Origin of the sequence: Nonomuraea monospora, assembly GCF_039531895.1 — a bacterium.
Taxonomy (GTDB): Bacteria; Actinomycetota; Actinomycetes; order Streptosporangiales; family Streptosporangiaceae; genus Nonomuraea; species Nonomuraea monospora.
In genome coordinates this window covers 208875-224266 of sequence record NZ_BAAAQX010000015.1, presented here as the reverse complement: position 1 = coordinate 224266, position 15392 = coordinate 208875, and the positions used below count along the sequence as shown (strand labels likewise).

At 73.7% G+C, this 15392-nt stretch carries 13 protein-coding genes; 10 read left to right on the top strand and 3 right to left on the bottom strand.

Annotation, left to right across the window (positions count from 1 at the left end):
- The first annotated feature begins 16 nt into the window (after nt 1–16).
- The 7 genes from ABD331_RS28445 to ABD331_RS28415 all read left to right on the top strand — a co-directional run bounded on the left by ABD331_RS28445 (nt 17) and on the right by ABD331_RS28415 (nt 9421).
- The gene (locus tag ABD331_RS28445; protein WP_344480902.1) at nt 17–1471 is read left to right on the top strand and encodes a serine/threonine protein kinase; all 1455 of its coding nucleotides are present in this window, start codon (nt 17–19) and stop codon (nt 1469–1471) included.
- 48 nt (nt 1472–1519) lie between these two features.
- Entirely contained in the window at nt 1520–3409 is a 1890-nt protein-coding gene (locus tag ABD331_RS28440; protein WP_344480900.1) for a serine/threonine protein kinase, read from the top strand.
- A gap of 105 nt (nt 3410–3514) precedes the next feature.
- On the top strand, nt 3515–5746 hold the full coding sequence (locus tag ABD331_RS28435) for a serine/threonine-protein kinase (RefSeq protein ID WP_344480898.1): 2232 nt from the start codon (nt 3515–3517) through the stop codon (nt 5744–5746).
- 138 nt (nt 5747–5884) lie between these two features.
- On the top strand, nt 5885–6100 hold the full coding sequence (locus ABD331_RS28430; protein WP_344480896.1) for a DUF6203 family protein: 216 nt from the start codon (nt 5885–5887) through the stop codon (nt 6098–6100).
- A 48-nt stretch (nt 6101–6148) separates the two neighbouring features.
- Nucleotides 6149–7090 (top strand): RNA polymerase sigma-70 factor, encoded by a 942-nt coding sequence (locus ABD331_RS28425; RefSeq protein ID WP_344480894.1) that lies wholly within the window; start codon nt 6149–6151, stop codon nt 7088–7090.
- A gap of 82 nt (nt 7091–7172) precedes the next feature.
- Nucleotides 7173–8369 (top strand): NAD(P)/FAD-dependent oxidoreductase, encoded by a 1197-nt coding sequence (locus ABD331_RS28420; protein WP_344480892.1) that lies wholly within the window; start codon nt 7173–7175, stop codon nt 8367–8369.
- Nucleotides 8370–8425: 56 nt separating this feature from the next.
- Entirely contained in the window at nt 8426–9421 is a 996-nt protein-coding gene (locus tag ABD331_RS28415) for a zinc-dependent alcohol dehydrogenase family protein (RefSeq protein ID WP_344480889.1), read from the top strand.
- Nucleotides 9422–9469: 48 nt separating this feature from the next.
- On the opposite strand, the gene ABD331_RS28410 is transcribed toward ABD331_RS28415, so the two are convergent.
- Nucleotides 9470–9988 carry a helix-turn-helix domain-containing protein gene (locus ABD331_RS28410; RefSeq protein ID WP_344480887.1) on the bottom strand — a complete coding sequence of 173 codons (519 nt, stop codon included), beginning with the start codon at nt 9986–9988 and terminating at the stop codon, nt 9470–9472.
- A complete protein-coding gene (locus ABD331_RS28405; RefSeq protein ID WP_344480885.1) occupies nt 9961–10668 on the bottom strand; it encodes a hypothetical protein in 708 nt (235 codons plus the stop codon). Before ABD331_RS28405 ends, ABD331_RS28410 begins: the two co-directional genes overlap by 28 nt.
- Nucleotides 10669–10765: 97 nt before the next feature.
- On the opposite strand from ABD331_RS28405, the gene ABD331_RS28400 reads away from it, so the two are divergent.
- Genes ABD331_RS28400 through ABD331_RS28390 form a run of 3 tightly spaced genes read left to right on the top strand, consistent with a single transcriptional unit; the run spans nt 10766 to nt 13182 of the window.
- Complete coding sequence (locus ABD331_RS28400) at nt 10766–11659, top strand: alpha/beta hydrolase (RefSeq protein ID WP_344480882.1); 894 nt, start codon at nt 10766–10768, stop codon at nt 11657–11659.
- 57 nt (nt 11660–11716) lie between these two features.
- Nucleotides 11717–12154 carry a MerR family transcriptional regulator gene (locus ABD331_RS28395; RefSeq protein ID WP_344480880.1) on the top strand — a complete coding sequence of 146 codons (438 nt, stop codon included), beginning with the start codon at nt 11717–11719 and terminating at the stop codon, nt 12152–12154.
- Between the two features lie 56 nt (nt 12155–12210).
- Nucleotides 12211–13182 carry an NAD-dependent epimerase/dehydratase family protein gene (locus ABD331_RS28390; RefSeq protein WP_344480878.1) on the top strand — a complete coding sequence of 324 codons (972 nt, stop codon included), beginning with the start codon at nt 12211–12213 and terminating at the stop codon, nt 13180–13182.
- 35 nt (nt 13183–13217) lie between these two features.
- On the opposite strand, the gene ABD331_RS28385 is transcribed toward ABD331_RS28390, so the two are convergent.
- On the bottom strand, nt 13218–15329 hold the full coding sequence (locus ABD331_RS28385; protein WP_344480875.1) for a hypothetical protein: 2112 nt from the start codon (nt 15327–15329) through the stop codon (nt 13218–13220).
- Between the last annotated feature and the right edge of the window lie 63 nt (nt 15330–15392).

The window sequence follows — 15392 nt, the reverse complement described above, 5'->3', positions numbered from 1 at the left end:
GGCATACTGGCGGCCTATGTCCCGCGCTGAAGACCCCTCCCGGCTGGGCGAGTACCGGATCCTGCGCCGGCTCGGGCAGGGCGGCCAGGGAGTCGTCTACCTCGGCGAGTCGCCCCAGGGCGCGCTCGTCGCCGTCAAGCTCATGCACGCCAGAGTGTCCGGCGACCCGGACGTGCGGCGGCGCTTCCTCGGCGAGGTCGAAGCCGTGCGGCGGGTCGCCGCCTTCTGCACGGCCCAGCTCCTGGACGCCGACCTCGACGGCGACCGGCCCTACCTGGTCAGCGAGTACGTCGAAGGGCCGTCCCTGGCCGAGCACGTCGCCGACAAGGGGCCCAGGTCCGGCGGATCACTGCACCGCCTGGCCATCGGCACCGCCACCGCCCTGGGCGCCATCCACCGCGCCGGGGTCGTGCACCGCGACTTCAAGCCGCCGAACGTGCTGCTCGGCATCGACGGGCCGCGGGTGATCGACTTCGGGGTGTCCCGCATGATGGACGCCGCCGCCACCACCAGCACCGGCGTCTCCCTCGGCACCCCCGCCTACCTCTCGCCCGAGCGGGTGCAGGGTGAGACCGCCGGGCCGCCCGCCGATCTGTGGGCCTGGGGGCTGACCGTGGCCTACACGGCCACGGGGCGGCACGCGTACTGGGCGGAGACGTACCAGGAGGTGCTGGCTCGGATCCTGTACGGGAAGCCGGACCTGGGCGGGCTGGGCGGGGTGCTGCGGGAGGTCGTCGAAGGGTGCCTGCGTCATGATCCGCAGGAGCGGCCGGACGCGGAGGAGGTGCTGCGGTGGTTGCTGGGGCATGAGCAGGGGGACGTGCTCACGACCGGCGCCCGCGCCGCCGTGCCCTTGCCCGAACCGCCTGCCACCACCGACCTGCGCCCTGTCGGCGGCACCGGCCCTCGTCCTGAAGTGGACGCCTGGACCGAGCCTGACGGTGGGGTGCCGACGGGGCGGCGGTGGTGGCCGGAGCGGCAGGTCGTGGTGGCGGCGGTCGCGGGGCTGGCCGTGGCGGGGGCCGTGCTCTGGTGGGCCGGGGAGCGGCGGTCGGACGTCGCGGAGCCGCCGCGGATCGTGCAGCCGATGCCCGAGCCGTCCGCCTCCACACCCGCCTCTGCGCCCGCCGAGCCGTCCGCCTCCGCACCCGCCGAGCCGGATCTCGACGGCACCTGGACCGGGTCGGCCGAGCACCCGACCGCCAAGCGGGTCTTCCCGGTGGAGCTGCGCCTGAGCGCCGGCGGCTCGTCCAGCATGCGCTGGGGCGCCGACCTGCACTGCTCGGGACGGCTCACCCCGGGCGGCAAGGCGCTGGAGTTCCGGCTCGACCGGGTCAAAGGCGACATGTGTTACCCGGGCACGCTCCGAATCGTCCCTTCGGCCGCCGATCCGGACCAGATCGCCATCGACGTGACCCGCGAAGGGCAGGACGAGGTCACGTATTCGGGGAAGGTCTTGCGTGGTTCATGAACGGGGAGCGCGGCCCGCATCCTCAGGTGGGCGGCATAATGGGAGGATATGTCCGAGCTACGAGCCGATGACCCACAGCAGTTGGGGGCGTACCGGCTGACACGCAGGCTCGGTCAGGGCGGCCAGGGCATCGTGTACCTCGGCGAGACGCCGCAGGGCGCGCCGGTCGCCGTCAAACTGCTGCACGCCAGCCTCTCCGGCGACCCGGACGCGCGTCGGCGGTTCCTGGGCGAGGTCGCGGCGGTCAGGAAGGTGGCGGCGTTCTGCACGGCGCAACTCCTGGACGCCGACCTCGACGGGGACCGGCCTTACCTGGTCAGCGAGTACGTGGACGGGCCCTCGCTGCGCGAGCTCGTCATCGAGGAGGGGCCGAGGTCCGGCGGGTCGCTCGACCGGCTGGCCATCGGCACCGCCACCGCCCTGGGGGCGATCCACCGGGCCGGAGTCGTGCACCGGGACTTCAAGCCGGGGAACGTGCTGCTCGGGATCGACGGGCCGCGGGTGATCGACTTCGGGGTGTCCCGGTTGATGGACACGGCGCACACCACCAGCCAGCTGCCCATGGGGACGCCTGCGTACATGGCGCCCGAGCGGATGAAGGGGGAGTCCGCCGGGCCGCCCGCCGACATGTGGGCTTGGGGGTTGACCGTCGCCTACACGGCTACGGGGCGGCAGGCCTTCACGGCTGACACGCATCAGGAGGTGCTGGCTCGCGTTCTTTACGGCAAACCTGATCTGGGGGCGTTGGGCGGGCGGCTGCGGGGGATCGTACAGGCTTGCCTGGCGCCTGAGCCGGGGGAGCGGCCGGATGCGGAAGAGGTGCTGCGGCTGCTGCTCGGGGTGGAGGTGGTTGCGGGGGATCTGCTGTCCACGGCGGCGATGGTTGCCGTCGGTGAGGAGCCTGGGCTTGGGAAGGCCTCGCGGGCTCCGGACGGCCAGGCCTCGGGCGGCCGGGCCTCGGGCGGCCCGGCTTCGGGCGGGACGCAGGGTTCGGGTGGCGCGCAGGATGCGAGCGACGGGCAGGCTTCGAGCGGCGGGACGGACGCGGGTGGCGGGCCGAATGCGGGTGGCGGGCCGGACGCGGGTGCTCGCAGGCCGTCGGGCACGGGGCCGCTTAGTGCGGTCGTCGGGCTGGGGGCGGCCGAGTCCGAGCCTGGCGAGATCACCGACCCCGACCCCACGACCAGCTTCCCCGCGATCACCGCACCGCTGATTGCGGCTCGCGCCCGGGAGAAGGCTCGCGCTCAAGAAGAGGCTCGCGCACACAAGGAGGCTGGCGCCCACGGGGAGACGCGCGCCCACGAGGAGACGCGCGGCCAGGAGGGCACTCGCGCTCAGGAGGCGCGCGGTCGGGAGGAGACACGCGCTCAGGAGGCGCGCGGTCAGGGGGAGGCGCGCACTCGGGAGGCGCGCGGCGAGGGAACGACTCGCGCTCAGGAAGCGCGTGCCCAGGAGGAGACTCGCGCTCGGAAGGAGGCACGCGTTCAGCAGGAGGGCACCCGTACCGGCACCATCGAGCCCCAGCCCCCACACCGCCGGCGGATCCGCCTCTGGCAGGTGGCTGTGCTGGCGGCCGGGCTGGCGATGGCCGTGGCCGGTTTCCTGTTCTGGATGCGCGGCTCGGAGCAGAGCCTGGAAGGCACGTGGACGGGCTCGGCCGAGCACGTCACCGCCGACCGCGTCTTCCCCGTCGAGCTGCACCTGACCGGCGACGACAGCGGCATGATGCGATGGGGCGCCGACCTCCACTGCTCGGGCCGCCTCGGCCGCGAGGGGAGCGGCCTGGTGTTCGCCCTCGACCGGGTCCAGGGCGAGGAGTGCTATCCGGGGACGCTCCGGATGTTCCCCACCTCGGACGCGAACCAGATGGCCATCAAGGTCACACGCGACGGTAAGGACGAAGTGACGTATTCGGGCAAGGTCGCGCGGACATCCTGACTGACTGTGTCACGTTCAGGCCGCGATTGGCCTGAGCACCGTTGACTGTGCGCGGCCCGTTGCCTTCAGTGGAAGCAGAAAGAGTGGCGGCGAGGGGAGACGCCCGTGCCGACGGCGCAGCCGCTCAGAACGGGGGACCCGCAGCGTCTCGGGGAGTATGCGCTTTCCGGGCGCCTGGGTGAAGGTGGACAAGGCGCTGTGTTCCTCGGTTCGAGGGGCGGGCAGACGTACGCGGTCAAGCTCCTGCACGGGCCCGTGGGTGATGAGCGGGCGGCGTTCCTGCGGGAGGTGGAGCTCGCCAAGCATGTGGCGAGGTTCTGTACGGCCCAGGTGATCGACGCCGGGTTCGACGAGGGACGGCCGTACATCGTGAGCGAGTACGTGGACGGCCCCTCACTGGCCCGCGAGGTCGCGCTCACCGGGCCCCGGCACGGCGGCGCGCTGGAGCGGCTGGCGGTGAGCACCGCCACGGCGCTCGCGGCCATTCACCGGGCGGGCATCGTCCACCGGGACTTCAAGCCGCAGAACGTGCTGCTCGGCTCCGACGGCCCGCGCGTGATCGACTTCGGCCTGGCCAAGGCGCTGGACGCGGCGGCGACGGTGAGCGGGCGCGGGGTGGGCACGCCCGCGTACATGGCGCCCGAGCAGATCACGGCCATGGCGGTGACGGGCGCGGCCGACGTCTTCTCGTGGGGCGCCACCATGTGCTTCGCCGCCAACGCGACGGCTCCGTTCGGGCAGGACTCCGTGGCGCCGGTGCTGCACCGTATTCTCACCGCCCAGCCCGAGCTGGGGCGGCTGGAGGGGCGGCTTCGTGCGTTGGTGGAGTCGTGTCTCGACAAGGACGCTCGTAATCGGCCGAGCAGCAGGGACTTGCTGTTCGAGCTGTTGGGGGAGTCGGCTGAGGGGGTGCCGCCCGAGGTGCTCCGGTCGCCTCCGCCGCACATCCTGCGGGCGGCGCCGCCTTTGGTGCCTGAGCAGCGTTCGCCTGAAACTGGGCGGTCCGGTGACGAGGCTGGGACGGGTGCCGGTGGGGCCGGTCCGTGGGCGCCGATGGCTGAGCCTGAGGCTACGGGGGCGATGGGTGACGCCTACCGGCTGCCTCCGGACGCGCCGGGGCTTGGCGGTGGTCCGGCGTCCCGTCCTCCGCAGGCCGACCACTTACGGGAAGCCTCCGTGCATCCTCCGGGGGGACACGAGAGCACCAGCGCGCCGCACGCCGACTGGGCGGGCAGCGGCGCCGGACAGGGCTTCGCGCCGGGCATCGGCTCAGGCGTAGGGCACGGCGTCGGCTCGGGCGCTGGGCATGGCGTCGGCTCGGGCTCGGGTCCCGGGCAGGGGGTGAGGATCGGGGCGGGGTCGGGTGGGGGTGACGGGCTTGTGCTTGGGGAGCGGCCCGACCACACCCGGGGCTGGCCCAGGGCGGCCATCGCGGTGTGCGCCGCTCTTCTGGCGACCGCGGCCGTCCTGCTCATCGTCATCGTCCCCACGATGACCGCCGACACCGCCGACCTCCCGGCTCCCCAAGCGGGCGGCGGTCCCCTGACCTCGGTGCTGTCCACCTTCACCGCTCCGACGCAGACCCAGAACCTCCCGCCCGCCAAGCCCAAACAGCAAGCCTCCCGAGGCCCGCAGGAGCCCGACCCCGACCCGCCGACGGTGATCGTCCCGGTCACGGTCGCCATCCCCGCCCTGATCGGTATGGACAGGAGCGCCGCCGCCAAGGCGCTCAAGCGGGTTGGCCTCACCCCGGGTTCCGTCACCGAGCGCGACTCCGCTCAGCCGATCGGCCAGGTCCTGGCCGCCCGACCGGCTCCCGGCATGGTCGTGAACCAGGGCACCAAGGTCTTCCTCCAGGTCTCGGCGGGGCTGAAGGTGCCGGCGGTCACGGGCATGCAGCGCGGCGCGGCCGAGGCGGCCCTCACCGGTGCGGGGCTCAAGGTGGGCGCCGTCACCCGGTCGTGCTCGCGGGAGCCGACCGGCGAGGTGCTGTCCACCCGGCCCAAGGCGGCCCGGCGCGTCGCGGGCGGCACCGCTGTGGACCTCACCGTGTCCCGCAACGGCGTCCCCGTCCCTTCGGTCACCGGCCGTCAGCGGGAGGACGCGCGCGGGGCGCTCGTGGCGGCGGGGCTGTCCGTGCAGGTGAGGGAGCAGATGGTGGAGGACGAGTCGCGCGTGGACACCGTTCTCGCGCAGAGTCGCGCGCCGGGTGGCTGTGTCGAGGTCGGCGCCGAGATCACGATCACGGTCGGGGTGGCGCCGCAGTCGGGCCCCGACCCCGGTGAGACGGCCCCGTCCCCGACAGCGACCGCGTCCGGGCCCATCGCGGGTGAGTGACCTGCGCGTCCGCAGGCGTGCTCGCCCTGATCGCGGTTGAGTGACCTGCGCGTCCGCAGGCGTGCTCCGCCTGATCGCGGGTGAGCGGGCTGGGCATTCGCAGGCGTGCCGCGGCCGGACACGGGCAGTGGCGGGCGTATGAAGAAGCTCTTCCAGCTTTTGCTGGCACGCCGCCTGGCCGGGACCCCGATCGGCATGGCCGCCATCCTCCTCGGCTGGTTCCTGGCCCGCCGCAAGCGCCGCCGCCGCGCTTACCAGGCCGAGCGTGAGACCGAGCGTGTCGGCCGCCGTTACGGTGCCACGTCGTTCGCCGCCACGAGAGGAGGCAGGTCGAGAGCTTCCTCGCCGAGGTAGGCGCGGGTGGGAGACGGTTGCGGACGGTAGCCGCCTATGATCGGGGCCATGCCCCTCACCGTGGACGACGTCGACCGGTTCGTGGCCTCCCGGCCCCGGCTGGAGGCCATCGCGTACCGCCTGCTGGGCTCGGCGGCCGAGGCTGAGGACGCCGTGCAGGAGACGTTCCTGCGCTGGCAGGCCGCCGACGTCGAGCGCATCGAGGTGCCTGAGGCGTGGCTGACGAAGGTGCTCACGAACCTGTGCCTCAACCAGCTCACCTCCGCGCGGGCGCGCCGCGAGACGTACGTGGGGGAGTGGCTGCCCGAGCCGCTGCTGGCCGGAGACCCGATGCTGGGCCCCGCCGACACCGCCGAGCAGCGGGAGTCGGTCTCGTACGCCGTCCTCACGCTCATGGAGCGGCTGTCGCCGAACGAGCGGGCGGTGTACGTGCTGCGGGAGGCCTTCGACTGCCCGCACCGGGAGATCGCCGAGATCCTCGACATCAGCGAGGCCGCCAGCCAGCAGATCTTCCACCGCGCCAAGAGGCACGTCGCGGACGGCAAGGCCCGCACGGAGATCGACGAGGCGGCGGCGCGGCGGATCGTGGAGGAGTTCCTGGCCGCCGCGACCAGCGGGCGGACCGAGCCGCTGGTGCGGCTGCTCACCGCGGACGCCACCTCCGTCGGCGACGGCGGCGGGAAGATCCCGGCCCGGACCAAGCCGTTCGAGGGCGCGATGGCGGTCGCCACGTTCCTGCGGGGCCTGTTCAGGTTCGGCACGGCGACCGAGACCCTGGTCGGCGGCCGGCCGGAGGTTCACGCCACGGTCGCGAACGGCGGCCCCGCCATCGTGGCCGTCCTGGACGGCCGGGTCGTCGGCGTCATGTGCCTGGAGGTCACCCCCGGCGGCATCGTCGCGGTCCGCAACCAGATCAACCCCGACAAGCTCGAACGGGCGACCGTGCGGTGGGCGGCCGGCGACCACGGAGAGCCCCTGTTCCAAGTGTGACGTGCTTCACACCTCGTTCCTGTCAGGAAATGCCGGGCTGCCCGGTTCAAGGGGCACAACCACGCAAGACAGGAGCGAGGAAATGCAGCACCGCATCGTCGTCCTCGGAGCCGGATACACCGGAGCCTTCGCCGCCGGCCGCCTCGCCAGGCGCCTCCACCGCGAGGACGTCTCCATCACCCTCGTCAACGCCGAGCCGGACTTCGTGGAACGCGTCCGCATGCACCAGCTCGCCACCGGTCAGGAGCTCAAGCCGCGGCCCCTCAGCGAGATGTTCGCGGGGACAGGCGTCGAGCTGAAGCCGGCGAGGGTGACCGCGGTGGACGTCGACCGCAAGACGGTCACCGTCACCGCCGTGCACGGCTCCGCGGACCCGGAGTCGCTCCCCTACGACACGCTCGTCTACGCCCTCGGCAGCGCCTGGAACCCCCAGGGCGTCCCCGGCACCGCCGAGCACGCCTACGAGATCGCCTCCCGTCCCGGCGCGCTGCGCCTGCGCGAGCGGCTGACCGGCCTCGGCGCCGGGCAGAGCGTGCTCGTCGTCGGCGGCGGCCTCACCGGCGTGGAGGCCGCGACCGAGATCGCCGAGGCCCGCCCTGACCTGCGCGTCGCCCTCGCCGCCACCGGCGCCCTCGGCGACTGGCTGTCCCCGAAGGGACGCGAGCACCTGCGCAAGGTCTTCGGCGAGCTCGGCATCACCGCGCACGAGCACACCACCGTCACCGCCGTCGAGCCCGGCCACGTCGCCACCGCCGACGGCGCCGCCATCCCGGCGGCGGTCACCGTGTGGACGGCCGGCTTCGCGGTGCACCCGCTGGCGGAGGCGACGGGCCTGGAGCTGTCGGGCAACGGGCAGATCGTGGTGGACGACACCCTGCGCTCGGTCTCGCACCCGGACGTGTACGCCATCGGCGACTCGGCCATGGCGATGGGCGCGGGGAACAGGCCGCTGCGCATGTCGTGCGCCTCGGGCATCCCGACCGCGATGCATGCCGCCGACGCGATCGTGGCGCGCCTCACCGGCGGCAAGCTTCCGCACTCGTCGGTGCGCTACTTCAACCAGTGCGTCTCGCTGGGCCGCAAGGAGGGCTTGATCCAGTACGTCACCGCCGACGACCGCGCCGTCAACGCGGCTCTGACCGGCCGGTTCGCCGCCGCGTACAAGGAGATCATCTGCAAGTCGGCCGCCTGGAGCGTCGCCAACCCGATGTACGGCCTGCCCACCCGGCCCCGCCGCGTCGTGCGGGGCGGCGTCGCGGCTGCCGAGGCGGTGGCCTGAGCCGCGATTCCCCGCGGGGAATTGCCGGGCAGAAGCCACATTCAGAGGATCGCCACATGCGTACCTATCGACTGGAACGGCCGGAGATCGTGCTCACGCAGGCCCCGGTGCCCGAGCCGGGGCCGGGTGAGATCCTGGTCCGCGTGCACGCCGCCGCGCTCAACAAGCGCGACCTGCTCATCCTGGACGGCGCCTACTCCCTGCCCGCCCGGCCGGGCGTGATCCCGCTGAGTGACGGGGCAGGGGAGGTGGTCGCGGCGGGGCCGGGGGTGACCAGGTTCAGGGCCGGGGATCGGGTGATGGGGTCGTACTGGCCGCGCTGGCACGACGGCCGCCTGCGGCCGGAGCTGGTGGACCAGCCCGGCTGCACGCTGGACGGGATGCTGACCGAGTACGCGCTGCTCGACGAGCAGGCGGCCGTGGCGGTGCCGGAGCACCTCGGCTGGGCGGAGGCCGCGACGCTGCCGTGCGCGGCGCTCACCGCGTGGACCTCGCTGACCGCCGGCGGGGCGCTGCTGCCCGGCCGGACGGTGGTGACGCTGGGCACGGGCGGGGTTTCGTTGTTCGCCGTGCAGTTCGCCCGGCTGGCCGGCTGCCGGGTGATCGTCACCACGTCCCGGACGGAGCACTCCGACCGGCTGAAGGCGCTCGGCGCCGACCACGTGATCGACTACACCGCCACGCCGCAGTGGGGCGGGCGGGTGCGGGAGCTGACCGGGGGCAGGGGCGCGGACCTGGTCGTGGACACGGCGGGCCCGGCCACGATCGACCAGTCCGTGCGGGCCGCCGGGCTCTACGGCGAGGTGGTGGTGCTCATCACCCGGGACGCGGCCCGCGACCACCTCGCGATCTCCCACGAGGCCTACGCCTCCAGCCTGGCCACCCTCCGCCGCGTCTTCGTGGGCAACCGCACAGACCTGGAGGACATGTGCGCCGCCGTCGCCGCCGCCGGGCTGCGGCCGGTGATCGACCGGACCTTCACCGACGTGCCGGACGCCTACCGCCACTACCGGGAGGGCTCGCCGTTCGGCAAGGTCGTCATCGAACTCTGACGGGACCGCACGAAGGTCGTGAGGGCGCGGACGAAGGCCTCCGCGTTGTCACGCGTTGAGCAGCCGCCACGCGGTCAGGGCGAGCCTGGTCCTGGTGAGCCCGGACGGCTCGGTCAGCTCGAAGCCCAGGGTCCTGCCGATCTGTTCGAGCCGGCGGGCGACGCTGCTGTGGTGCAGGTGGAGCAGGTCGGCGGCGCGGCGCAGGGAGCCGGTGGCGCAGTAGACGTCCAGCGTCTCCAGGTCCTCGGGGCTGCCCGCCATCCGGGCGATCGCCGCCACGTCGGCGTTGTCCTGGGCGGCGTCCTGCGGGATCTCGGCCAGCAGGGCCAGCGCGCCCAGGTCGGCGTAGCGGACCACGGGCTCGCGCGGGGTGGTGAAGCGCAGGGCGGTGCGGGCCTGCCGCCAGGACCGGTGCGGGTCCTCGGCGGCGCCGACGCCGGCGCGCACGCCCTCGGGGAACGCGGACTGGTCGACGGTGGTGGCCAGGATGACGCCCGTGTCGCCGAGCGGCGCCGCCTTCACGGGCCGGGCCGGGCAGATCAACACCCCGACCTGGTCGAGCGGCACGGGCGGGTGTGCGCCGCACTGGTCGGGCGGCGCGGGGGAGTAGGCGGCCTTTGGGTTGGCGGCGCGGGCAGGTGTGCGGTGTTTGGGTCGGGCGGCACGGACGTGCGTGTGGCGCTTTGGCTGGGTGGTGGGGACGTGCGTGTGGCGCTTTGGCTGGGTGGCGGGGACGTGCGTACGGCGATGACGTGGAGGGGGAGGTCGGGGGCGAAGCCGAGCAGGTGCAGCGCCCGCGCCCTGGCCGCCTCGTCGGTGCCGGCGCTGATCACCAGCTCCACCAGGGCGGGGTCGGCCATGGTCGTCCGGGCGGGCCCGTACCGCTCCACGACCGCCGCGACGGCGATGGCCAGCCGATCCAGCAGCAGCTCGTCGAGGGGGTTCGGCGGCTCGGCGCGCTCCAGCCACACCGTCCCGATCTCCTCCTCGTCGAGCGTGACCGGCATCGCGGTGGACGCGTCCGGCGCGGGCTCGGACGCCCGCGACCCGCCGGGCGTCATGCGGAGCACCTGCCCCGTGCCGTGCAGCCGGATCCCGGCGACGCACTCGGCCAGCACCGCCGACGCGCGGGCCAGCGCCTGGAGATCCACCCGGCGGCGCATCAGCGTGTCGTAGAACATGACGACCCGGATCGCCCCTTCGGCCAGCCGGTCCAATTGGGACAGCCGTAAGGCCAACGCCTCCATGACCATGAGCATATGCGCCGATCGGCGCACGATCCGGGGCGGACGCCCGACAGATGGCGGATGCCCGCAGGGGGGGACGATCGTCAGGATGGACGCCATGGATCCCGAGCTTGAAGCCTTCATCCCGCTGTTCCCCGCGACCGACCTGTCCGACCCGGTGGCCGCCCGTGAGGAGCTCACCGCGCTGGCCGTCGCGGTGCCGCCCGCGAACGTCGAGGGCATGGTGGTCGAGGACGTCCTGGTGCCGGCCGACCCGCCGGTCCCGGTCCGGATCTACCGCCCGCGGCAGGCGCGCGGCGCCGTCATCTGGCTGCACGGCGGCGGCTACGTCATGGGGAACCTGGACACCGAGCATCCCTGGGCCGGCCGGGTGGCGGACCTGTCGGGGGCGACGGTGATCTCCGTGGGGTACCGGCTGGCGCCCGAGCATCCCTTCCCTGCCGCGCTGGACGACGCCTACGCCGTACTGACGTGGGCGAGCGAGCACGCGTCCGAGCTGGGCTTGGACCCGGACCTGATCGCGGTCGGCGGTCACAGCGCGGGCGCGGCGCTCGCGGCCGGGATCGCGCTGCGGGCGCGGGACGAGCGGGGGCCGGCCATCCGCTTCCAGCTCCTGCACCAGCCCGGGCTCGACGACCGGCAGCAGACCTGGTCGCAGCGGAACTTCACCGGCACGCCCTGGATGACCCGCGACAAGTTCGCCATGGTGTGGCGGCACTACATGGGGTCGCGGCCCGTCACCCCGTACGCCGCGCCGGCGCGCGCCGAGGACCTGTCCGGGCTGCCGCCCGCCTACGTCGCCACCGCGGAGTTCGACCCGCTGCGTGACGAGGGCATCGAGTACGCGCTGCGACTGCTCCAGGCGGGCGTGTCCGTCGAGCTGCACCAGTGGCCGGGCACCTTCCACGGCTCGCAGGCGATCGTGTCGGCCGACGTGTCGCGGCGCCAGATCGCCGAACTGGCCGCCGTCCTGCGCCGCGCCCTCGCCTGAGCCCGCCGCCCGCGGGGGTTTGACTTCAAGCGCTTGAAGTGTGGTGTCCTGACCTGCGTGACAACCTTCACCATTCAGGACGTCTCACGGCGCAGCGGCCTCAGTGAGCCGACCCTGCGCTACTACGAGGACGTGGGGCTGATCGGCCCGATCGCCCGCGACGAGCGCAGCGGCCACCGCCGCTACGACACCGACGACGTCAGCGAGATCGAGATTCTGGCCTGCCTGCGCGCGGTGGGCGTGGGCATCGAGGACATGCGTACCTACCAGGCCAACCGAGCGCGCGGCCGGGAGGCGGCGGCCGAGCAGCGCGACCTGCTGCTGCGGCACGCCGAGCGGGTCGAGGCCGAGATCGCCGCGCAGCGGGCGCGGCTGGCGTACCTGCGCGAGAAGGCGTCGCTGTGGGACGCCCGCGACCGCGGCGACGCCGCCGCCGAGGAAGCGGCTTGGCGCCGGATCACGGAAGCGGTTTCGGCGCTGGAGATCGTGCGATGAGTGCTGGAGATCGTGTGACGAGTGCTGGAGGTCCCGTGATGAGCGCAGGAGGTGTTGTGACGAGCCCGGTTCTGGTCACCGGAGGTTCCGGTTACCTGGGGACGCATCTGATCGCCGCGCTGCTGCGGGACGGCAGGCGGGTGCGGGCCACGGTGCGTTCGACGGCCCGTGAGGGCGATCTGCGCGCGGCGGTGCGCAGGGGCGGCGCCGACGACGCCGGGCTGGAGGTGGTCGCCGCCGACCTGATGGCCGACGAGGGCTGGCGGGAGGCGGTGGCGGGCTGCGCGGAGGTCCATCACGTGGCCTCGCCGATCCCGATCGCCCAGCCCGACGACCCGGACGAGCTGATCGTCCCCGCCCGCGAGGGCACGCTGCGGGTGCTGCGCGCCGCGCGCGACGCTGGGGCCCGGCGGGTCGTGCTCACCTCGTCGTTCGCGGCGGTCGGCTACACGCCCAAGCCCGGCGGCGAGTACACCGAGGACGACTGGACCGACCCGGACACGCCGGGCCTGGCGCCCTACCCGCGTTCCAAGGCGATCGCCGAGCTGGCCGCGTGGGACTTCATGCGGCGCGAGGGCGGCGGCACCGAGCTGGTCGTGGTCAATCCGACGTTCATCCTCGGGCCCACGCTCACGGCCGCGCTGGGCAGCTCCATGTACCTGGTCAAGCTGGGCGTCGAGGGGGCGATGGACGCGCTGCCGCGCCAGCGGTTCGGCATCGTGGACGTCCGGGACGTGGCCGATCTGCACCTGCGCGTCATGGCCGCGCCCGAGGCCGCGGGCAGGCGTTTCCTGGCGGTCGGGGACGGCGGGGCGTGGAGTTTCGTGGAGGTGGCGGAGGTGCTGGCCAGGCGGCTCGGCTCGCTGGCGGCGCGCGTGCCGACGCGGGAGGCTCCGGGTGCGGAGCCGCCGCGGCCGGTCATCCACAACGAACGGGCTCGCGGGCTCGGCTGGCGGCCCCGCGACACCGAGACCACGATCGTGGAGTCGGCCGAGAGCCTGCGCGACCTGGGCCTGCTGAGGGCCTGAGGGCCTGAGGGCCTGAGGGCCTGCGAGGCTGAGGGCTACGAGCGGCGTCTTCTGCGGGCCGGGCGGGTGCCCGTACCCGTACCGGGGATGAGGCGTAACGCGCGGCCACGCAGGGGCTCCGCCACCAGCTCGCGCATCTCCTCCAGCCCGGCGACGTCGTGGTGCCCCGAGCCGAGCACCGCCGCCGCGAACTCGTACGCCCCGCCGCCCGCCATCGACCTGAGCTGCTCGATGAGGACCTGAGGCCCGCCGAGCTCCAGGAGGGTCAGGAAGTTCTCCGCGCCCAGCAGCAGGTGCTCGTGCTGGTCCAGCGTTCCCGGGTCTACCTCGCCGTCGTCCACCAGGAAGGTCAGGGCGGTGGGGCCGAGTACGGGGTCGTGGCGCAGGTCGCGGACGAGGGCCTCGCCCTGGGGGAGCGCGTCGGCGAGGACGGCGAGCATGGCGGCGGCGCGGGTGCGGAACGGGCAGTCGCGGATGGCCTGCAGCAGCGCCTCCAGGTCCTGGCCGGGGTGGGAGAGCCAGGCGTTCAGCTCGACGGCGGCCTCCCTGGGCGGGTAGTGCTGGGCGAGGACGCCGAGCAGCTCCGCAGCGGGGGCGGTGGCCAGCTCGCCGATCAGCGGGGCGTCGTGGCCTTGTGCGAGGAGGTGTTCGCGCAGGCAGCGCAGGGCCAGCGGGGTGAGGCGGGCCAGCAGGAGGTCGGGGTCGTCGAGGCGGCGGCGCAGCCGTTCGACCGCGTCCGGCGGCAGCACCTGACCGCCGCCAAGGCCGCTGGTGCTGAGCAGCGCCTGGCCGCCGTCGCGGCCGCTGGTGCTGAGCAGTGCTTGGCCGCCGGGGTTGAGCACTGCCTGGTCGTCGCCGTGGTGGCCGGGGCTGAGCAGTGCCTGGTCGTCGTCGAGGTCGCCGGCGCAGAGTTCGGCGGGGCCGCGGGTGAGGTCCACGGCGCCGAGGTCGGCCAGCACCTGGAAGGTGCGTTCCAGGTCGAGGGCGGTCTGGCGGCGCCAGAGGTCCTTGAGCCGCGCGGGCGCCCCGTTCATGCGGGTGTGCTGCTGGCAGGCCAGCCAGACGGTCTCCGCCAGGCGGGCGACAGGGATGCCGGCCATGCCGTACAGGGCGTCGAGCACGCCGGGCAGCACCGCGTCGAAGCAGCGGCCGAGCACGGCGGCGTGGCTGCTCATGGTGATCGACCCGCCGAGGTGGGGGAGCGCCTCGAAGGCGCGCGCCCACAGCGCGGCGGGGTCGCGCAGCAGCGGCGCGGCCTTGCTCACCTGGATCAGGCGGCCCCTGCTGACGCGTACCTGGCCCAGCACTTCGCTCCAGGCCAGCAGGAGGCTGAGCTGGGGCAGGTCGGTGGAGCTGCGCACCTGGAGCGCCTCCTCGCCGGTGCCCAGCAGGATGGACAGCTCGCGGGCGTCGGCGAGGGTGAGGCTGCCCGTCCTGGTGAGCGGGCGGCCCACCTCGCCCGCCCAGGTGGCGAGCGTGGTCAGGCGCCGCACCGTGGTGCTGCGGGCGGCGTCCGCGGCGAGGTCGGCGGGCGCGGGCAGGGTGACGGGTGGCCGGGGGAGGGCGCGTTCCTCCTCCAGGTCCAGGTCCGTACGGGTGTGGCGGGCCTCCAGGAGCTTGTCGAGCACCTCCTGGTCGTAGCGGATGCGGCCGGCGTCGAGATCCAGCTTGAAGTCGCGCAGCGCGCCGGGGCCGGCCAGGTCGTTGCCGTGGTCGAGCGCGGTCTGCGCCCAGAACTTGGCGACGCCTTGCAGGTAGGGGTCGTCGAGGGCCTCGCGGAAGCCGGGCACGGCCCGGGTGATGGCGTCGTCGGCCTGCTCCGGCGTGGCGCCACGCGGGTCGCGCAGCCCGGCGGCGGCGAGGTAGTGCAGGAAGGTGCGCAGGATCTCCGGCGCGATCTCCAGGATCTCCCTGGGCGTCACCACGTACTTGGGGACCCAGGCCAGCAGGTAGCGCCTGATCTGCGGCTCGTCCCAGTAGGCGAGACGGCCGTCGCGGCTGTGGTGTCGGGCGTCGAGGGCGGTGGCGAGCAGGAGCTCGTCGGCGGGGCGGCCGTGCTCGTCCGCCCAGGTGAGACAGCGCCTGATCAGGACGGTCCTGGTCGCCTCGTACTCCTGCGTCTCCTCGGGCTCGAAGTACGTGCGCAACCGCGTGCCTCCTCCCACGGGTGAGGTCTGGCATTTCAGTATTCCGCGTGCCGGGCCGCCGGA

What these genes read in the sequence shown, in the direction of transcription:
- ABD331_RS28430 (WP_344480896.1), top strand. Translation starts at nt 5,885, where the DNA reads ATGAAGAAGCTCTTCCAGCTTTTGCTGGCACGCCGCCTGGCCGGGACC.
- ABD331_RS28415 (WP_344480889.1), top strand. Translation starts at nt 8,426, where the DNA reads ATGCGTACCTATCGACTGGAACGGCCGGAGATCGTGCTCACGCAGGCC.
- ABD331_RS28440 (WP_344480900.1), top strand. Translation starts at nt 1,520, where the DNA reads ATGTCCGAGCTACGAGCCGATGACCCACAGCAGTTGGGGGCGTACCGG.
- ABD331_RS28400 (WP_344480882.1), top strand. Translation starts at nt 10,766, where the DNA reads ATGGATCCCGAGCTTGAAGCCTTCATCCCGCTGTTCCCCGCGACCGAC.
- ABD331_RS28420 (WP_344480892.1), top strand. Translation starts at nt 7,173, where the DNA reads ATGCAGCACCGCATCGTCGTCCTCGGAGCCGGATACACCGGAGCCTTC.
- ABD331_RS28425 (WP_344480894.1), top strand. Translation starts at nt 6,149, where the DNA reads ATGCCCCTCACCGTGGACGACGTCGACCGGTTCGTGGCCTCCCGGCCC.
- ABD331_RS28405 (WP_344480885.1), bottom strand. Translation starts at nt 10,668, where the DNA reads ATGGAGGCGTTGGCCTTACGGCTGTCCCAATTGGACCGGCTGGCCGAA.
- ABD331_RS28445 (WP_344480902.1), top strand. Translation starts at nt 17, where the DNA reads ATGTCCCGCGCTGAAGACCCCTCCCGGCTGGGCGAGTACCGGATCCTG.